Source organism: Kerstersia gyiorum (assembly GCF_048595715.1).
Lineage (GTDB): Bacteria > Pseudomonadota > Gammaproteobacteria > Burkholderiales > Burkholderiaceae_B > Kerstersia > Kerstersia gyiorum.
In genome coordinates this window covers 1,188,557-1,207,257 of record NZ_CP169556.1, presented here as the reverse complement: position 1 = coordinate 1,207,257, position 18,701 = coordinate 1,188,557, and the positions used below count along the sequence as shown (strand labels likewise).

15 protein-coding genes are annotated in these 18,701 nt (G+C 64.2%); 10 read left to right on the top strand and 5 right to left on the bottom strand.

Annotated features, from left to right (window positions below):
- Window positions 1-67: 67 nt before the first annotated feature.
- From ACEW7X_RS05295 to ACEW7X_RS05275, 5 genes are all read left to right on the top strand, one after another.
- Window positions 68-982 (top strand): glycosyltransferase family 9 protein, encoded by a 915-nt coding sequence (locus ACEW7X_RS05295; RefSeq protein WP_167731847.1) that lies wholly within the window; start codon window positions 68-70, stop codon window positions 980-982.
- Window positions 983-989: 7 nt separating this feature from the next.
- Window positions 990-1,766 carry a YdcF family protein gene (locus tag ACEW7X_RS05290; RefSeq protein ID WP_257740678.1) on the top strand — a complete coding sequence of 259 codons (777 nt, stop codon included), beginning with the start codon at window positions 990-992 and terminating at the stop codon, window positions 1,764-1,766.
- A 229-nt stretch (window positions 1,767-1,995) separates the two neighbouring features.
- On the top strand, window positions 1,996-2,268 hold the full coding sequence (locus ACEW7X_RS05285) for a type B 50S ribosomal protein L31 (protein ID WP_127773478.1): 273 nt from the start codon (window positions 1,996-1,998) through the stop codon (window positions 2,266-2,268).
- A 138-nt stretch (window positions 2,269-2,406) separates the two neighbouring features.
- Window positions 2,407-4,140 (top strand): ArnT family glycosyltransferase, encoded by a 1,734-nt coding sequence (locus ACEW7X_RS05280; protein ID WP_420177709.1) that lies wholly within the window; start codon window positions 2,407-2,409, stop codon window positions 4,138-4,140.
- On the top strand, window positions 4,137-5,540 hold the full coding sequence (locus ACEW7X_RS05275; protein WP_127773476.1) for an MATE family efflux transporter: 1,404 nt from the start codon (window positions 4,137-4,139) through the stop codon (window positions 5,538-5,540). The genes ACEW7X_RS05280 and ACEW7X_RS05275 overlap by 4 nt, the downstream gene beginning before the upstream one ends.
- 97 nt (window positions 5,541-5,637) lie before the next feature.
- Here ACEW7X_RS05275 and orn read toward each other — a convergent pair whose 3' ends face one another.
- Window positions 5,638-6,183 (bottom strand): oligoribonuclease, encoded by a 546-nt coding sequence (gene orn, locus ACEW7X_RS05270; protein ID WP_068373810.1) that lies wholly within the window; start codon window positions 6,181-6,183, stop codon window positions 5,638-5,640.
- Window positions 6,184-6,229: 46 nt separating this feature from the next.
- On the opposite strand from orn, the gene ACEW7X_RS05265 reads away from it, so the two are divergent.
- Window positions 6,230-7,510: a M48 family metallopeptidase gene (locus ACEW7X_RS05265; RefSeq protein ID WP_420177708.1), complete on the top strand. Its 1,281-nt coding sequence runs from the start codon at window positions 6,230-6,232 to the stop codon at window positions 7,508-7,510.
- On the top strand, window positions 7,507-8,409 hold the full coding sequence (gene rsgA / locus ACEW7X_RS05260; protein ID WP_068373815.1) for a ribosome small subunit-dependent GTPase A: 903 nt from the start codon (window positions 7,507-7,509) through the stop codon (window positions 8,407-8,409). The genes ACEW7X_RS05265 and rsgA overlap by 4 nt, the downstream gene beginning before the upstream one ends.
- A 55-nt stretch (window positions 8,410-8,464) precedes the next feature.
- Here the strand turns inward: rsgA and ACEW7X_RS05255 are convergent, their stop codons facing one another.
- The 4 genes from ACEW7X_RS05255 to ACEW7X_RS05240 all read right to left on the bottom strand — a co-directional run bounded on the left by ACEW7X_RS05255 (window position 8,465) and on the right by ACEW7X_RS05240 (window position 13,915).
- Window positions 8,465-9,178, bottom strand: coding sequence for a CoA pyrophosphatase (locus ACEW7X_RS05255; RefSeq protein ID WP_127773473.1), 714 nt, complete (start codon window positions 9,176-9,178; stop codon window positions 8,465-8,467).
- Between the two features lie 397 nt (window positions 9,179-9,575).
- Window positions 9,576-11,324 carry an acetyl/propionyl/methylcrotonyl-CoA carboxylase subunit alpha gene (locus ACEW7X_RS05250; RefSeq protein WP_420177707.1) on the bottom strand — a complete coding sequence of 583 codons (1,749 nt, stop codon included), beginning with the start codon at window positions 11,322-11,324 and terminating at the stop codon, window positions 9,576-9,578.
- Window positions 11,321-13,018 (bottom strand): urea amidolyase family protein, encoded by a 1,698-nt coding sequence (locus ACEW7X_RS05245; RefSeq protein ID WP_130487123.1) that lies wholly within the window; start codon window positions 13,016-13,018, stop codon window positions 11,321-11,323. The genes ACEW7X_RS05250 and ACEW7X_RS05245 overlap by 4 nt, the downstream gene beginning before the upstream one ends.
- A gap of 138 nt (window positions 13,019-13,156) precedes the next feature.
- Window positions 13,157-13,915: a LamB/YcsF family protein gene (locus ACEW7X_RS05240; protein ID WP_253100977.1), complete on the bottom strand. Its 759-nt coding sequence runs from the start codon at window positions 13,913-13,915 to the stop codon at window positions 13,157-13,159.
- A gap of 275 nt (window positions 13,916-14,190) precedes the next feature.
- On the opposite strand from ACEW7X_RS05240, the gene ACEW7X_RS05235 reads away from it, so the two are divergent.
- The 3 genes from ACEW7X_RS05235 (at window position 14,191) to ACEW7X_RS05225 (ending at window position 18,683) form a co-directional block, all read left to right on the top strand.
- Complete coding sequence (locus tag ACEW7X_RS05235) at window positions 14,191-14,721, top strand: sigma-70 family RNA polymerase sigma factor (protein WP_127773469.1); 531 nt, start codon at window positions 14,191-14,193, stop codon at window positions 14,719-14,721.
- Window positions 14,718-15,713: a DUF4880 domain-containing protein gene (locus ACEW7X_RS05230; protein WP_420177706.1), complete on the top strand. Its 996-nt coding sequence runs from the start codon at window positions 14,718-14,720 to the stop codon at window positions 15,711-15,713. Before ACEW7X_RS05235 ends, ACEW7X_RS05230 begins: the two co-directional genes overlap by 4 nt.
- A gap of 135 nt (window positions 15,714-15,848) precedes the next feature.
- The gene (locus ACEW7X_RS05225; protein ID WP_420177705.1) at window positions 15,849-18,683 is read left to right on the top strand and encodes a TonB-dependent receptor domain-containing protein; all 2,835 of its coding nucleotides are present in this window, start codon (window positions 15,849-15,851) and stop codon (window positions 18,681-18,683) included.
- Window positions 18,684-18,701: the final 18 nt, after the last annotated feature.

Sequence of the window (18,701 nt, the reverse complement as noted above, 5' to 3'; positions counted from 1 at the left end):
GATGCGCACTTTTCCGAAACCGACCAGAATCTATCTCCGCCTGCCAAACTGGGTCGGAGATACCTGCATGGCACTGCCCTCGCTGGAGCTTCTCAACCAGACCGGCATCCCTGTCGTGGCGTGCGGGCGCGCCTGGGGCGCCAACCTGCTGGCGCACATGCCGCTTGAGGACTATCTGCCCTTCGGGCGAAAGATCCTGCAGAACCGGCAAGTGGTGCAGGCCCACATGAAGGCCCACCCCCAGCCTGGCGGACGCAGCGTGGGGCTGTTGCTGCCCGACTCCCTTTCCAGCGCGCTCAGTTTCCGGCTGGCCGGCCTGCCCTGCGCCGGCTACCGCGACGATGGCCGCAGCTTTCTGCTGCGCTGGCCGATCCAGAAACCGCCCCAGGCCATGCACGCAGTTGAATCCTGGTACGAAGTAACCCGTCAGGCCTTGCGCCTCTGGGGTTTGCCGCACGGTTCCGTCACACCGCCGCCCAAGTCCCCGCTGCGCCTGGGCCAGGAAGACCACCAGCAGGCCCGCGAATGCCTGGAACAGGCCGGGCTGCAGGATCAGCCGTTCATCATGATCGCGCCCACGGCTACCGGCCTGCATCGCGGCAAGGTCAAAGTCTGGCCACACTATGAAGCTCTGACCCGGGCCTTGCAGGCCAAAGGCTGGGCAGTCGTCATGGCGCCGCCCCCTGATGAAACAGAGATTGCCCGGCAGAACGCGCCCAGCGCCCTGCTGCTGCCTCCCATGCCCCTGCGCGCCTTCGCCGCCCTGACGACGCGCGCAGCGCTGGTGGTATGCAACGATTCCGGGGTATCCCATATTGCCGCTGCGGCTTCCGCGCGCCAGCTCACCCTGTTCGGCGTGTCCGACCCGGACGACAGCCGCCCGTGGTCGCCATTTGCCAACTATATGGGCGACCAGCACAACTGGCCTAGCCTGGATCAAGTCCTGAACCGCATTTCCAGCCTGCTCGCCGATCCGGCCTGACATCACCATGACATCGCCCGTCGAACTTCTCTCGTCCCTGGTCTATCCGCTGCACCTTTCGCTTTTCCTGCTGGCCTGCGCGCTGGTGGTCGGCCTGTTGCGCTGGCGCCGCCTGCGTAACCTGCTGGTGGCCGTAGCGCTGGTCTGGTCGCTGGCCTGGTCGCTGCCCGTCACGTCGATCTGGGCAGGCGGTATGCTGGAAAGCGCCTATCCGTACCAGCCCGCCGCCGAACTGCCGGCAGCCGATGTCATCGTGGTGCTGGGCGGCCAGACCGCCAACGGCCGGCCCAACTGGTTCCTGCCCGAGCTACCCAGGCAAAAGCCCAGCCGCACTGCCAGGGCGGCTGAAATCTACCTGGCAGGGCGCGCGCCCTACGTCCTGCCCTCAGGCGGAGCGGCTGAAGGCACGGTGAGCGAGGCCGAAGGCATGGCGCAGATGTTGCGCCAGCAAGGCGTCCCCCGGGAAGCGCTGCTGCTGGAAACAGCCAGCCGCAACACCTACGAGAACGCGCACCTGACAACGCGCGTGCTGCATCAGCACAATCTGAAAAGCGTGCTGCTTGTGACGTCCGCGCTGCATATGCCGCGTTCTGTCGCCACTTTCGACAAACAGGGCGTGACCGTCATCCCTGCCCCTGCCGCACCACAGATCCTCCAGCCCGAAGACCGCGGCGCGCTGTGGGCCTGGATGCCAAATCGGCGCGCCTTTGATGCCAGCCGTTCCATCATCAAGGAATACATCGGATTGGCGGTTTACCAACTACGCGGCTGGGCAGCGACCTGAGTGTAAAAACCGCCGCAAGCATCCGACCCGATTGGCATAATCATGCTAGAATCGCGAGTTGCTTTTACCGACCAGCCAGGGAACGTGGCTGGTTTCCTGCGGCCGGTTCGTCCGGTTTCTGTCTTCTGTTTTCGCCTAATAGATGCGCCTGGCGCACTTTGGCGGTCGCAATGGGCGGCACTGCGCATGGAAACCTGCTGGCGACCCGACATACACACAGGATATTTCCATGAAAGAAGGCATTCACCCCGACTACCGCGAAGTCGTGTTCCAGGACCTGATCACTGGCACCAAGTTCGTGACCCGTTCCACCGTGCAAACGCGTGAAACCATCGAACTGGACGGCAAGACCTACCCGCTGTTCAAGTGCGACGTGACCTCCGAATCGCACCCCTTCTACACCGGCGCGCAAACCCGCGTTGTCGAAACCGGCCGCGTCGAGAAGTTCCGCGCCCGCTTCGCCCGCACCGCCGGCGCCAAGAAGGCTGCCAACGCGTCGTAATCCGACTCGTTCCTTCCGCGCCACAGGCGCAGATAGAAAAGGCAGCCGTGACGGCTGCCTTTTTTTCAGCTATACACTTCGTATCCATAGCCGTGCTTCCCGCAAGGGAGGCGTTTCCTTTTCCGATCCTGCCTCCTCGTGCACCCCCAACATACCGCGACACCTTCACGCCTGACCGCCACTGCCACCCGGAAACTGCCCCGCATGGCGCTGCTGTGCCTGGCTGCCGTCTATATCCTGGCCGGCCTGTTTTTCCGCGACCCATGGAAAAGCGACGATATCATCGGCGTGGCCACCATGCTGACCGCGCTGCGCGAAGGCCCGCTGGGCTGGCTGCTGCCACAGATCGGCAACTATGCCTACGCCCAGGGCGGCCCGCTGCCCACCTGGGCGGGCGCCATCACCATCTGGCTCGCCGGCCCGATCATGGGCGATTTCGCCGCCGCTCGGCTGCCCAATCTGATCTGGTTCGGCATCATGGCCAGCGCCACCTGGTACGGTACTTACCTGCTGGGCCGCCGTCCGGAAGCGCAACCCCTGGCACTGCCCTTCGGCGGCGAGCCGAAGGCGCGCGATTACGGCCGCATGCTGGCCGATACCGCCCTGCTGCTAGTGCTGGCGACCGTCGGCATCCTGCTGCGCGTGCATGAAAGCTCATCCATGCCCGCCATGCTGGCCTGCCTGGCGCTGGCTTACTACGGCATGGCTCGCATGTTGGACAAGCCGTTGAGCGGCGCTGCCACGCTGGGGCTGGCGCTGGCCGGCGCCATGCTGACGCGCGGCCTGCCGGGCGCGCTGCCGATTCTGCTGGCCATGCTCATCCTGCTGCTGCCCGCACCGCGCCACGTCAGCCTGCCGCGCCAGTGGCTGGTCGCCGCGCTGGCGCTGGCCGCGCTGCTGTTCCTGGCCTGGTATATGCCTGCACGCGCAGCCAACCCCTACTGGGTAGACCAATGGTTGGGCTGGAACCTGGGGCAGTTCGGTGCGCCCAAGGCCACGGTCATCCTGCGCACCCTGCGCGACCTGTCCTGGTTCCTGTGGCCGACCTGGCCCCTGGCGCTGCTGGCGCTGTGGCGCTGGCGCCAATGGACTGCCGCACCACACATCCGCCTGCCTGCCTCCCTGGCAGCCGGCGCCGTGCTCTGCCTGCTGGCCATGGGCGAACCTTTCGAACCCGAATTCGCCATGCTGGTGCTGCCTTTCGCCGTACTGGCAGCTTTCGCGCTTCCCACCCTGCGCCGTGGCGTGATCAATACGCTGGACTGGTTCGCCATCATGTGTTTTTCACTCACCGTGGCCTCCGTCTGGCTGGGGTGGGTAGCGTTGCATTTCGGCTGGCCTACCAAGATTGCGGGCAATATTGCCCGCCAGACCACCGGGTTCGAACCCCACATCAATCTCCTGGCCACGTTGCTGGCCCTGGTCACCACCGGTCTGTGGGCTGCGCTGGTGAGCTGGCGGCTGCGCACCCAGCCCACGGCCCTATGGCGCGGCACCATTCTGTCCGCCTGCGGCCTGACGGCCACCTGGGCCCTGCTGGCCCTGCTGTGGCTGCCTGCCATTGACTACGCGCGCAGCTACCGTGCCACCTCGGAGGAATTGTCGCAGGCCATCGCGGCCAATATCCGGCCCGGTGAATGCGTACGCAGCGCCGGCCTGGGCCTGGCGCAGCGCGCCGCCTTCCAGGTGTTCTCCAACCTGAATTTCGATTTCTCGGGCAACTGCAATCTGGTACTGCTGCAAACGACCAATCGCAGGCTGGAAAGCGCTGGCCTGCCCTCTCTGGCACGCGAAGGGCAGATACTGTGGCGCGGCGGCCGTACCGCGGACCGTCACGAGGTGTTCTTCCTGGTCAGGCGCGCCGCACCATGAGTGCCGCTGCACTACCCGGGCTGCGGCACAACCTGACCCTGATCGCCCGCAACGCCTGGCCCGTCCTGATCAGCCAGTGGGCCGGCGTTGCCTTCGGCGTACTCGACACGGCCATGACGGGCCACGCCTCTCCCACGGACCTGGCGGCCATGGGCTTATCTGTCTCGATCTACGTCACGGTGTTCGTCGGCCTGATGGGCGTGCTGCATGCGCTGATTCCCATCCTTTCCCAGCAATTCGGCGCCAAGCAATACCATGAGCTGGGCCGCACCTGGGGCCAGGGTGTCTGGCTGGCGCTGGCCCTGTCCGTCATCGGTGCGGTACTAATGCTGTTCCCCGACATGTGGCTGAGTCTGTCAGGCGACGTCGCGCCGGAAGTGCGAGCCAGCATCGCCGCCTACCTGAGGGCGCTGGCGCTGGCCCTGCCCTTCGCACTGGTTTTCCGGACCATCTATGCCCTGGGCAACGCCGTATCGCGCCCGAAAATCGTGATGGCCATCAATCTGGCCGGCATCGGCTTCAAGGCATTTTTCAACTGGCTGCTGATCTACGGCAACCTTGGCCTGCCGGCGCTGGGCGCACAGGGCGCCGGCCTGTCCACGGCTCTGGTCTATGTCATTTCACTGACCGCCGGCATCCTGGTGCTGCGACACGACACGTTCTTCCGCCAGTTCGCACTGCGCATGGGCCGAATTCGCTGGAGCGACCAGAAAACCCTGCTGCGCCTGGGCCTGCCCATGGGCGGCTCCTACCTGATCGAAGTGTCCGCCTTCACATTCATGGCCCTACTGGTCGCCCGCGAAGGCACCTATGTCATCGGCGCGCAGCAGATCATTTCCAACCTGGCAGCCCTCTGCTTCATGATGCCCATGGCCATCGGCGTAGCTACCGCAGCGCTGTCCGCCCGCGCGCTGGGCGCCCGCGACCCCATGCTGTCGCGCCGCATCAGCAGCGCCGGTATCGTGCTGGCGCTATGCGGCGCCGTGGTCACGGTCTGTATCCTGGTGCTGGGACGGCCGCTGATCGTGCGCGCCTACACCGACGAGCCACATGTGGCCGCCGTGGTGCTGACGCTGATGCCACTGCTGGTGCTGTTCCATATCGTCGATTGCATGCAGTGCATCAATTCCTATCTACTACGAGCCCACAAAGTGGCCTTCGTGCCCATGCTGCTGCAAGGCCTGGCGCTGGGCGGCGTCGGCCTGGCCGGCGGCTGGTATCTGGGCCTGGGCCCGGGCCGCGGCCTGCTGGATGGTGTGCGCGAAGCACTGATTCCGGGATCGCCGCAAGGCGCGGGTACCATGTGGCTCATGGCATCGGTGGGCCTGGCGCTCTCGGCGGCCCTGCTGCACAGCTGGTACCGGCGCGTCTCGCGCCAGTCCCTGCAGGACAACCGCTGAGCCAGCCCGCCCAGGGATGAAAAAGCCGGCCCGGGCACGCTAGCCTGGCCGGCCTGGTCGCGGCATCCTGGACAAGTCATCCCTGCCCTGGCACGCCTTAAACCTTGAGGAAATGCTCGCGGTAGTATTTCAGTTCATCAATGGATTCGTAGATATCCGCCAGGGCTTCGTGGCGCGATTTTTTCTCGAAGCCTTTATAGACCTCGGGCTTCCAGCGCCGCGCCAGCTCCTTGAGCGTGCTCACGTCCAGGTTACGGTAATGGAAGAACTGTTCCAGACGCGGCATGTAACGGAACATGAAGCGGCGGTCCTGGCTGATGGTATTGCCGCACAGCGGCGATTTTCCCGCCGGCACATGCTGCGCCAGGAACGCCAGCAGGATATCCTCTGCCTGGGCTTCCGTCGTCGTCGATGCACGCACCCGTTCGGTCAGGCCGCTGCGGCCATGCGTGGCGGTATTCCATTTGTCCATCGCGTTGAGCAGGCTGTCGTCCTGGTGGATCGCCAGCACCGGGCCTTCTGCCACGACGCTGAGATCAGGTTCCGTTACAACAACAGCCACTTCAATGATGCGTTCTTTTTCCGGGTCCAGGCCAGTCATTTCCATGTCCAGCCAGACCAGGCGATTTTCGTTCCGAGCCATATAATCTGCCTTTAAAACACGACATTTTCTCATACCGCCAGCCTCCATGCTCCTGCCCGACGCCTTTCCTTCCTCCCTGACCTGGCTGTTCCTTGCCGCCCTGGTGCTGAACCTGCTGGTCAAGCGGCTGCTGGGCGGGCGCCATGCGCGCCATGTGCAGACTCACCGCGACCGCGTACCGGAAGCATTTGCCGGCCATATCGGCCTGTTCAGTCACCAGCGCGCGGCAAACTATACGGTCGCGCGCCTGCGGCTGGGCTGGCTGAACACCTGCGCCGACGCCGTGGTCCTGCTGATACTGACACTGGGCGGCGGGCTGGCGGCGCTGGACAGTTGGATCGCTGCCTGGCAATGGCCGCCGCTGGCGCATCAATTGGCCCTGTTAGGCCTGGCCTTGCTGGTCATGGCGCCGATCGACCTGGTTTTCAATTGGTGGCGCCATTTCCGGCTGGAGGCGCGTTTCGGCTTCAATCGCATGACCCAGCGCCTGTTTGTCGCCGACACGATCAAGGGCACGCTGCTGAGCATTCTGCTGGGCGCCCCGCTGTCCGCCGCGGTGCTCGCGCTGATGGCATCGGGCCCCTATTGGTGGCTCTACGCGTGGCTGCTCTGGTCAGCCTTCAGCCTGTTCATCATGTTGGTGTTCCCCGCCTGGATCGCGCCACTGTTCAACCGCTTCTCGCCGCTCAACGACGATGCGCTCGGCGCGCGCATCCACGCGCTGGCCCAACGCTGCGGCTTTGCCCTCAATGGCCTGTACGTCATGGATGGCTCGCGCCGTTCGGCGCACGGCAATGCCTATTTCACCGGCATGGGCAAAATGCGCCGCATCGTCTTCTTCGATACCTTGCTGGCCAAACTGAACCATGATGAAATCGAAGCCGTGCTGGCCCACGAGCTGGGACACTTCAGGCACGGCCATATCCGCCAGCGCCTGCTGCTGGCGCAATTCCTGTCGCTCGTGACCCTGGGCATACTGGCCTGGCTGGCCGCCCAGCCAGGCTTCTACACCGCGTTCAACGCTGTCCCGGCCAACGCATCCAGCCAGCCCGCCATGGCCCTGCTGCTGTTTTTCCTGGTCAGCCCGGTCTTCACCTTTTTCCTGACGCCCGTGCGCAGCTGGCTGTCGCGCCGCCATGAATACCAGGCCGATGCCTATGCCGCCGCACAGAGCCAGCCTGCATTCCTGGTCGCGGCCCTGCTCAAACTCTATAACGATAACGCCGCCACCTTGACTCCCGACCCCGTGCATTCCGCGTTCTACGACACCCACCCGCCCGCCGCGCTGCGTATCGCCCATCTCAACCAGCTGGAGCAGGCAGCATGAGCAGCACGCTGGAAGGCCGCGTCATTGCCGCCCATGGCCGGCACTATGAAGTGGAACTGGAGGACGGCAGCCTGCGCCAGTGCTATCCGCGCGGCAAGAAGGCCGCAGCCGCGGCCGTGGGGGATTATGTGACGATCGCCCCGGAAGGACTGGACGGCGGCAGTATTGCTGCCGTGCGCGAGCGCAGCAACCTGCTGTACCGCTCGGACGCCATGCGCACCAAGCAATTCGCCGCCAATGTCGACAGGCTGCTGATCGTGGTTGCGGTACAACCCACCTTTTCCGATGACCTGCTGGGACGGGCGCTGGCTGGTGCCTGGTCGGTAGGCATCGAACCGCTGATATTGCTGAACAAGACCGACCTGGCCGAAGGACTGGACCTGGCGGAAACCCGCCTGGCCCCGTATGAGCGGCTGGGTGTGCCCGTGCTGCGCTTGAGCGCCCATGATAACGAAGCCACCCGCGCGCGCCTGGCCCCCGAGCTGGCGGGCCGCACCAGCCTGCTGCTGGGGCAAAGCGGCATGGGCAAATCCACCCTGCTCAACGCCCTGGCCCCCGAGGCTGGCGCCGCCACCCGCGAGCATTCGACGGCGCTGGATACCGGCAGGCACACCACCACCAGCACCCGGCTGTACCACCTGCCGGCACCCGGCGGTGACCTCATCGACTCACCGGGATTCCAGGCTTTCGGCCTGCAGCATCTGTCGGCCGGCGATATCGAACGCGGTTTTCCCGAATTCGCCTCGCATATCCCGTCCTGCCGCTTCTATAACTGCACCCATAGGCGCGAACCCGGCTGTGGCGTGCTGGCAGCGCTGGAAAGCGGCGCCATCGACACGGGACGCTATGCACTATACCTGCGCCTGCTAGACGAACTGGAAGCCGGGCAACGTTATTGAGACACGTGCCCGCACACCAACAGCTCGCCCTGTCCGAGCGGGAATAGCCCTACCCTTATTTAGCCGGGCGCAGCGCCAGGTAGAGATTGCGCAGCATCGCCGCCGTGGCGCCCCAGATGAAATATTTGTCCCAGGAAACCGAGTAGTAGCGGCGGCTGGCGCCATCGGGCAATTGCGCGGAATGGATACGATAGTTGGCCGGGTCCAGCAGGTATTCCAGCGGCGCCTCGAAAATTTCGGCAACTTCCCGCGCCGCCGGTTCCAGCGAGGGGTTGCCCTCCACCCAGGCCGCAATCGGCGTGACGGCAAAACCGGTGACGGTCAGGTATTGCGGCAAGGTGCCCAGCACCCGCACCTGCTCAGGCCGCAAACCGATTTCTTCGTGGCTTTCGCGCAATGCCGTCGCCACCGGGCCAGCGTCGCTGTGTTCGGCGCGTCCACCGGGGAAACTGATCTGTCCTGCATGATGGCTGAGGTTGGCGCTGCGTTGCGTCAGCAGCATGCCCGCGCCATCGCCCCGCATAACGATAGGCATCAGTACCGCCGCAGGCACGGGCCGCATGGCGGCAGGCAAGGCACGCAGGCTCAAGCCGATATCGCCGCCTAGTACAGACCCCGGCGCCGGTCCCAACTGGCCCAGCCGCGCCTGGATCGCGTCGCCAGTCAGCAATTCCGCCGGCAGGCGTGCTTCGACAGGGATTGGCGTCCATGGTTGAGCCTGCGGATCGAAGATCTGCGGTTCCTTGGAGGTTTCGGATGCGTCAGCCATGGTACTTATTCCTACGCCAGCCGCAATGGGGGCCTTCCGCCACGGCATGCCTGCCACTGCACGCCACCAGCAGTCGGAGGCTGGCTTATCTGGTTATTGCTATGTTATTGACCGGCAGTATATCCCTGGGTTCCCCAAGCGCAATGCCACCGCTCGGCAAACCGCTGCGCGGGCAAGATGAGCCACGGATTTGAATCGCATTATCCGATACATACTAATTTAATCAAAACTTATTAATTTTTCGCTTTATTTATATTTTTTGCGCAAAAAGACCAGACATTGCCCTGATCTGTGTTTTCGTCCTTCCACCATCCATCTTCCGCCTGCCCTTGCCGTGTTGCCAACCCGCATGCGCGCCATCGGATTCCGGCGGCAACACCCGGCATGGCGGCGGGAATCAGGTGATGTCCGCCAGTGCGGCCGCAGCCTCCAGCTGGCTGCCCTCGGCAGCCAAAAGCACAATACGTCCAGCCCGCGGCGCCACGATGTTCATCTCCATTTTCATGGCCTCCATGATGGCCAGCAAGTCACCCTCTTCGACCTGAGCGCCATCTTCCACTTTCCAGCGCTGCAACATACCGGCAATCGGGGCCAGCACTGCGGGCGGCTGTTCCAAAGGCGTGGCCGCAATGTCCGGCGCAGCACCTGAATGCCGTCCTGCGGCCTGAGCAGGCAGGCCCGCCAGGCCTTGCAACAAGGTGAGCGGCAGGCCCAATGCTACCCGTCGCCCGTCCCACTCGATATCCAGGCGCTGCAAGGCGGGCGCCAGCGCCTGCCGGGCAGGCGTTTCGGCCGGCAAGGTATTGGCAAAATCCGTTTCTATCCAGCGCGTGTGCACCCTGAACGGCTCGGCCCCGGTGAAATCCTCATGCGCCATGACGGCACGGTGAAAGGGCAAGACGGTCGCCAGGCCTTCGACCCGGAACTCGGCCAGCGCGCGACGGGCCCGGGCGATTGCCTGGGCCCGCGTCGCGCCCGTCACGATCAGCTTGGCCAGCAGGGAATCAAAATGGCCGGATACCTCCGACCCTGCCGTCACACCGCTGTCCACACGCACGCCGGGTCCGGATGGCGGGTCAAAGCGCCGTACCGGTCCAGGGCAAGGCAGGAATCCGCGCCCGACATCCTCGGCATTGATGCGGAATTCAAAAGCATGGCCACGAGGCGCCGGCGTGTCACGGAACGACAGCATTTCGCCGTCCGCAATACGCAGCTGTTCCAGCACCAAATCCACACCCGCTGTTTCTTCGGTCACGGGATGTTCGACCTGCAAGCGCGTATTAACCTCCAGAAACGAGATGGCGCCATTGGCGCTAAGCAGGAACTCCACCGTTCCGGCCCCGACGTAGCCAGCCGCCAGACAGATATCGCGCGCGGCACCGTGGATGCGTTCACGCTGTTCATCGCTCAGGAATGGCGCCGGCGCTTCCTCTACCAATTTCTGGTTGCGCCGCTGCAGCGAGCAATCGCGCGTGCCCACAACCACGACGTTGCCATGCTGGTCGGCCAGCACCTGGGCTTCTACGTGCCTGGGCCGGTCCAGGAACTGCTCGACGAAGCATTCGCCTCGGCCAAAGGCGGCTGAGGCCTCACGCACTGCGGATGCATACATTTCTTCGATTTCTTCCAGTTTCCGGGCGACTTTCAGGCCGCGCCCGCCCCCACCGAAAGCCGCCTTGATCGCAACCGGCAAGCCGTGTTGCCGTGCGAACACCACGACTTCTCCAGCATTGCGCACCGGATCACTGGTGCCTTGCACCAAGGGTGCGCCAACCTTCATGGCCAGCTTGCGCGCCTGCACCTTATCGCCCAGTTGTTCGATGGCGGCAGGCGGCGGGCCTATCCATATCAGGCCCGCGTCGATAACCGCCCGCGCGAACGCCGCGTTTTCGGACAAGAAGCCATACCCGGGATGCACTGCATCGGCCCCGCTGCGACGAGCCACCTCCAGCAGCTTGCCGATATCCAGATAGGTGTCGACGGAACGCTCGCCATGCAGCGCATAGGCTTCGTCGGCCATGCGCACGTGCAGCGCATCGAAATCGGCGTCAGCATAGACCGCTACCGAGGCCACACCGTAATCGGCGCAGGCCCGGGCGATGCGCACGGCAATTTCACCACGATTGGCGATGAGGATTTTTTTCATGGCAATGGCAGGATGGAAGGAGATGAAGCCGGAGCGGCTGCCGACACGTCGCCAGCAATCGGCCGGCGCTCAGGAATGATGGGCTGGAACGGCTCCAGCACACGCAGGCGTACCAATGCGCCTACCGGTATCTGCCCGGCACGGTCCAGGTCGTGGGGCGCCACGCAAGCAATGACAGGATAGCCACCAGTCAAGGGGCGGTCAGCAAGAAACAGCACCGGCTGGCCGCTGGGAGGCACTTGCAGTGCGCCTGCAACCGTTCCTTCACTGGGCAATTCGGCCGTGAGGCTGCGGGCCAGCGGTACCGCCCCCTGCAGCCGTATCCCCACGCGATTCGATTGCGGGGTCACCTGCCAGGCTTGCTGCAGCAATAGGGCCAGCGCTGCATCCGTAAACCAATCGGCGCGCGGCCCCAGCGTAATATCCAGCCAGACAGTCTCGCCAGGCGCGGGCATATCCGGACGGGACACAGCCGGTTCGCCCACGCAGCCGTGGCGGGCGGGCAGCACAGGTAGCCTGTCTCCGGCCCGCAAGGCGTCAGGGCCGATATGGGCCAGGGTATCGCTCGAGGCGCTGCCCAGGAATGTCTCAACGGCAAAGCCGCCACGCACTGCGAGATAGGCCCGGCTGCCGGCCCGGGCCGGACCGGCCTGAAAACGTTCGCCATCGGTCAATGCCAGCGGGCGATGGCTGGGCAGGCCGGCATGGCGCCCCTCACGGTCGCGCAGTATCAGCGGCGCGTCCGCGCCGGTCACAGCAATGACCACATCGCCCTGGCATTCGATTTCAAAACCACCGGGCACGAACTCGATGCAGGCAGTGCCTGCCGCGTTGCCGACCAGCCTGTTGGCCTCGCGCAGCGCCGCCTGGTCCAGCGCGCCCGAAGCGCTGACGCCCTGGCTCGCCAGCCCTGGCCGCCCCTGGTCCTGGAACAGCGCCAGCAACCCCGGCTGACGCATCACGCAAGCGGACATGCCGGTGGCAGCCGCAGCCGTTACGGACCCGACGGCCGGCAAGCGGGCCTGGGGACGGGAGTGCGGCTGATGCTGGCCGGAGCGACTGAAGACCGGCGCCCCGACAGGCCCGCGTTGCTCGATGAAGCGCACCCGCATTCCCGGTTGCAGCAGGGCCGGTACGGCGCGCGTGGCATCCCACATGGGCACATCGGTCACGCCAATAATCTGCCAACCGCCTGGACTGGCCTGCGGATAAACACCGCTGAACCGGCCTGCCAGGCCGACGGCTCCCGCCGGAATTCGAGTGCGCGGGCTTGTTCGGCGCGGTACGTCGAATACCGGATCGCCACCGGCCAGATAGGCGAAACCTGGCGCAAAGCCCGTAAAGGCCACGCTATATGCGCTGCCTGTGTGACGCCGTATCACTTCTTCCCGGCTCAGCCCCAGTAATTGGGCCACCTCGTCGAGGTCTTCGCCGTCATAGCGCACCGGAATTTCCACCAGTTCGCCTGGCTGTTGCGCGCCAGTCTGCGTACGCAACGCCGCAATGTGCCCGGCCAACACCTCGCGGCAGATCAATGCGGGCTGGAAACGCACCAGCACGGTACGCGCTGCCGGCACCAGTTCCTCGACACCCGGAAGAGGCTCGGCCTGCAGCGCCTCGAACAAGGCCAGTACCTGCGCCAGATCTTCAAGCTCGACCAGCATGGCATGCGAATTGACAGGAAGAAAACGCAAGGGCAACACTCCAGTCTCAATCAAGGACAAACAGGCCGGCAACGACCAGGGAAACCCGTCGCGGCTCGGCGATCATGACCGCTCATGCTCGGCTCGGCTCGGCCGACATAGCATGGCATGAGAAGATCGCCTTCGCCATCAGGCGAAAGCGCGCACCGCCACCCCTGCTTGTTGCAAGGTATCGCGTACCGCGCGCGCCATGGCCACGGCATCCGGGCTGTCACCATGCACACAGATGGAATCCGCCACCACCGGCGCCAGGCTGCCGTCCACGGCCTCGATCACGCCTTCCTCAGCCAGACGCAGCATGCGCCTGGCCACCAATCCCGGATCATGCAACACGGCGCCCGGCTCGCGGCGTGACAACAAGGTTCCCTGGGGCGTGTAGGCACGGTCGGCAAAGGCTTCTGCCATTGTGCGCAGGCCTGCATCGGCCGCCCACGCTGCCAGCGGCGAACCAGCCAGCACCACCAGCGTCAGGCTGGCGTCTATGGCCCGGATGGCTGCGATCACCGCCATGGCCTGGCGCTTGTCATGCGCAATGGTGTTGTAGAGCGCGCCGTGCGGCTTGACGTAGCGCACCGCCAAGCCAGCAGCCCGGGCCAGCCCCTGCAGCGCCCCGATCTGGTAAATCACGCCTGCCGTCAGGTCGGCACTGGCGATATCCATATTGCGCCGGCCGAATCCGAGCAGGTCAGGATAGGCGACATGCGCGCCCACAGTCACGCCACGCCGGCGCGCTGCCTCCAGGGTTGCCAGAATGCCGGCCGGGTCGCCAGCATGATAGCCACAGGCGACATTCGCACTACTGACAATGTCTAGCATGGCAGCGTCGTCACCCATTTTCCATGCGCCCAGGCTCTCGCCCAGATCGCTGTTGAGGTCTATGGTCTTCATTCTATTTTTCCTTGTGCAGGCCGCATGACTGCTGTTGCCGATCATAGCTGACGCCCGCGTTGCCGGAGAAGGACGCCGTCGCCGCGGTGTGAGGAAAAACGCCGCGCCATTTGTTGTATTTTCCAGACCACTATTGATAATAAGTTTCATTTTCTATAGCATAAAGAATTGGACAGCACGCATCTCCAATCGCCAGGCAAGCCTACCTGATTCATACGGCTTGTCCTTGCCGCTCCATCGTTCCACCGAACTGCTCCTTACGCCACTGCCAGACCATGTCGCGCCAGGCCTCCGCCGACCACAGCACTATTGAATGCCTTTACCGTGCGCATTATGGCGAGCTATTCCGCTGGCTGGCGCGCAAACTGGGCAACCCCAGCCAGGCGACCGACCTCGCACAAGACACATTCGTGCGCATGCTTTCTCGCAACCAGGTCCAACCGCTGGACGGCCAGACACTCAAGGAACCACGCGCCTACCTGAAGACCATTGCCAATGGCCTGGTCATCGACTTCTGGCGCCGCCAATCGCTGGAGCAGGCGTATCTGGATGCCCTGGCGCAACAGCCCGAACCAATGGCGCTGTCTCCCGAAGAGCACACCCTGATTCTCGAAACCCTGCAGCAGCTCGCCAGGCTGATCGAAGCCATGAAGCCCAAGGCCCGCACCGCCTTCCTGATGGCCCAGCTCGACGGCATGAGCTACACCGAAATTGCCGGCCAGATGGGTATTTCCGTGCGCACGGTGGAACGCTATATGGCAGACGCACTGTTCCACTGCCACCAGTTGATGCAGCATTCGTCATGACTATCGCCATGTCCACGGGCAACGAGAAACTGGAAAAACAGGCGATTCTCTGGCTGGTACGCCTGCAATCCCAGCCCGGCGATGCCAGCCTGCAGCAAGCCTGTATGAACTGGCGCCAGCGCCATCCCGCCCATGAGCATGCCTGGCAGGCGGTACAGTCTTCCTACAGCCAATTACGCCAGCACGTGCAGCAGGTTCCCTCCGGATTGCCGGTCAGCCCGTCCACGCTGCTGCACCGATCGACCAACCGCCTGTCACGCCGCCGTGCGTTGGGACAATTCGGCAGCCTGCTGGCGCTGGCCGTTCCCGCAGGCTGGATCGCACACGAATACACCCCTTGGCAGCGCCTGCGCGCCGACCACGCCACCAGCATCGGCCAGCGCGCCCTGCTCACACTGGACGACGGCTCGCGCCTGCACCTCAATACCGATAGCGCGATACGCCTGCGTTTCGGCCCGGACGAACGCCTGATTCTGCTGGATCGCGGCGAGATCAGTCTGAACAGCGTCACGGCCCGGCACGACACGCCGTTCATGCCCTTGCGCGTGGAAACCCGTGACGGCAGGCTGGACGCCAGGGCCAGCCACTTTTCCGTGCGCCAGCTGGCTAACGGCAGCCAGTTGCATGTAGAAACCGGAACGGTCCCGGCGCAAGGACGGCACATGCCGGCCCCGACGCTGGCGCCCGCCCCCGGCGACTACCTACTGACTGCCGCTGCGGCCCGGCCCATCGCCAATCCGGGCATGGACATGCTGGCCTGGACCGAAGGCCAGCTGGTCGCACAGAACATGCTGCTGTCGGACTTCCTGGCGGAAGTCGGACGCTACCGCCACGGACGCCTGGACTGGACGCAGGAGATCGCCTCGCTGCGTATTTCCGGAACGTATCAATTGCGCGATACTGACAGCCTGCTGGCCTTGCTGCCACGCGTCCTGCCGGTGGAAATCGGCCAGCGCACACGTTACTGGACGATAGTAAGGGCCCAGGCCTGAAACCTGTCGGCGCGCGTTGCCATTGCCGTCCGGCTATCGCCGGAATAGGAATGGAAATGAATCGCGTAGAAATTTTTGTCGGGTTTTGCATTTTCGTACGGCATAGAAGGAAAGACACTTCCGGATCTTGCCGTCATGCCCCTCCATCCTCCTGGCCGACAGTCAGCCCCTACACTCCGCACCGCGCCCGGTGCGCGCTCCCGCGCCTTCAGTCTTTGCCCGCCGCTGGCGCTGGCAGCGGCACTGGTATTGGCCTATCCGCAGCAGCCGGTACAGGCTCAGGGACAAAACAGCGCCAATAGCGTCCAGACCTATCACATCGCTCCTGGCCCGCTTGCCGACCGCCTGAACCAGTTCGCGCGTCAGTCCGGCCTGAATCTTTCGTTCACGCCCGAGCAGGTGCAGGGCCTGAGCTCACGCGGCCTGGAAGGCAGCTATACCGTCCGCGCCGGCCTGGAGCAACTGCTCAACGGCAGCGGACTGAGCGCACGAGCCGGCGCCACCGGCTATACGCTGGAAGCCGCTCCCGCCACGCGCGATGGCATCTTCCAGTTCAGCGATATCGAAGTCCAGGGGGCCGCGCCTGACGACACAGACAAGGATTTGCCGTTTCGCAGCGCCAGTTCGATGAAAGTCCTGTCTCGCGATGACATCGAACTGTTCCGCGGGACGTCCGTGGGCGATATTTTCCAGGGCATTCCCGGCGTGCTGATCGGTGAAAACCGCAACTCCGGCGGCCTGGACGTGAATATCCGGGGCATGCAGGGCCAGGGCCGCGTCCCCGTGCTGGTCGATGGTGCCCGCCAGGAAACCACGGTCTATCGCGGCTATTCCGGCGTGTCCTCGCGCAGCTATATCGACCCCGACCTGATCGGCGGCATCCTGATCGAAAAAGGCCCCACCATGTCGGCGGGCGGCGAAGGCGCCACCGGCGGCCTGGTCAGCGCCCGTACCATAGGTGCAGATGACATCCTGCGCGACGGGCAGACCTTCGGCGTGCGCGTGCGCGGGCAGATGATAGGCAATAACAGCGGGTCGGCGCCGGAACCCGGCACGCCCTCCGGCTACTTCCTGCGCGGCGGCGGCGTGGACAACGGCGCCTGGCGCATCAACTGCTCCAGCCCGGAAATCTGCAATGAAGCCAGGCCCGGCGGCGGTACCCATGCCATGCCGCGCCGCTTTGCCTCCGACGAAGGGATGGACCGACCGGACTGGTACAAGCCCAAGAGCTGGGCGGGCAGCATTGCGCTGGCGCAGCGCTTCGCGGCGGTGGACCTGGTGGCGGCCTATGCACGCCGCGAACAGGGCAACTATTACGCCGGTACGCACGGCCCTACGCCGTACGTCGATTTTTCCGACCAGCGCAAACTGCCTTTCTATACGGAAGTCCGTCCCGAACTGCAGGGGGCCACGCGTTTCCGTGGCGGCGAACGCATTGCCAATACCAATTTCGAAAGCGAATCGACCCTGGTCAAGGCAAGGTTCCTGCTGCCCGCCGACCACGACCTGGAACTGAGCTGGCTGCGCTATGACAGCAGCTACGGCGAATTAATGCCGTCGCAATTGCTGTGGACCAATGATATTGCCCAGACCAACAACAGTCATGTCACGGCCAATACCTATACCAGCCGCTACCGCTGGACGCCTGCGGACAATGCCTTCTTCGATGTGAAGGCCAACCTGTGGCATACCAACACCAAGAGCAATAACGATCTTTATGCCGTCTCCGGCGATTTCGCCAGCGGCATCACGACGGAATCCAGCAACGTCACCGAGCGCTACAAGCGCACCGGCTTCGATATCAGCAACACCTCGCGCTTCGACGTCTGGGGCATGCCGGAATGGCGCTACGGCTTCTCGCTGCAGCGCGAAACCGTGGGCCCGGACGGCAAGGCCGGCAATGGCACGGACATCTTCGGCACAGACGGCGATGCCCGTGCCGGCGAACGGCGCGAGTACAACCTGTTCACCGCCATCAAATGGGAAGTACTGCCTTCCCTGACGCTGGATGCCGGCCTGCGCTACAGCCGCTACAAGTCCGAAGATCACAAGGCCCAGACGCCGGCCGCCGACAGTGCCTGGTGCGAAGCCGTTGATGCGTTCGGAAAATGCCTGCCGGTGTTCTACAGCAGCCGCAACAGCGGCTCCACGCCGCTGGCCAGCCTGACCTGGGAACCTACGGATGGCTTGCAAGTGTATCTGCGCTACGCCGAAGCAATCCGCATGCCCAGCCTGTTCGAAAATACCAGCGGCTTCTCCGTCGCTCCGACCATCGGCGCAGACCTCAAGCCCGAGCATGCCTACAACCGTGAAATCGGCATGAACCTGCTGCGCGACGCGGTGTTCACCGACACCGATAAGCTGCGCGTCAAGCTGGCCTATTTCAGCAACACCACCTCGGACTACCTCACCCGTACCGTCAGCTACGGCTGGGAAGATACCGACAGCCGCAACGTCTTCCGCATGCGCAACATCGACAAGGTCAGCGTGCGCGGCGCCGAATTGTCGGTGGAATACGACGCCGGCGTGTTCTTCTTCGAAGCCGCAGGCACCCGCTACAACCATATCGCGGTCTGCGAGCATGCTTCCTACCGGCGCTATGACTGCACCGACTACGGCCTGGCCAACAGCTACGTCACGAACATGATTCCGCCGCGCTGGCATGCCTCGTCGCGCATCGGCACCCGGCTGTTCGACCGCCGCCTGATGCTGGGTGTGCGCGGCACGTTCATGGGCCAGCGCAACATGCCCACCGCCTTCGACGACACGCGCAATGGTTTCCTGCGCCCCGTGCCCTGGCATTCGTACCGGATCTTCGACGTGTTCGCCACCTATCGCGTCAACGACAACATGAGCGTGGACTTCAACATCGACAACATCACCGATCGCTATTACCTGGATGCACTGAGCCTGGGCCTGGTCCCCGCGCCCGGCCGTACCGCCAGGCTGGGCGTCACCCTGCAATTCTGATTCCGACCCCGAGGAACC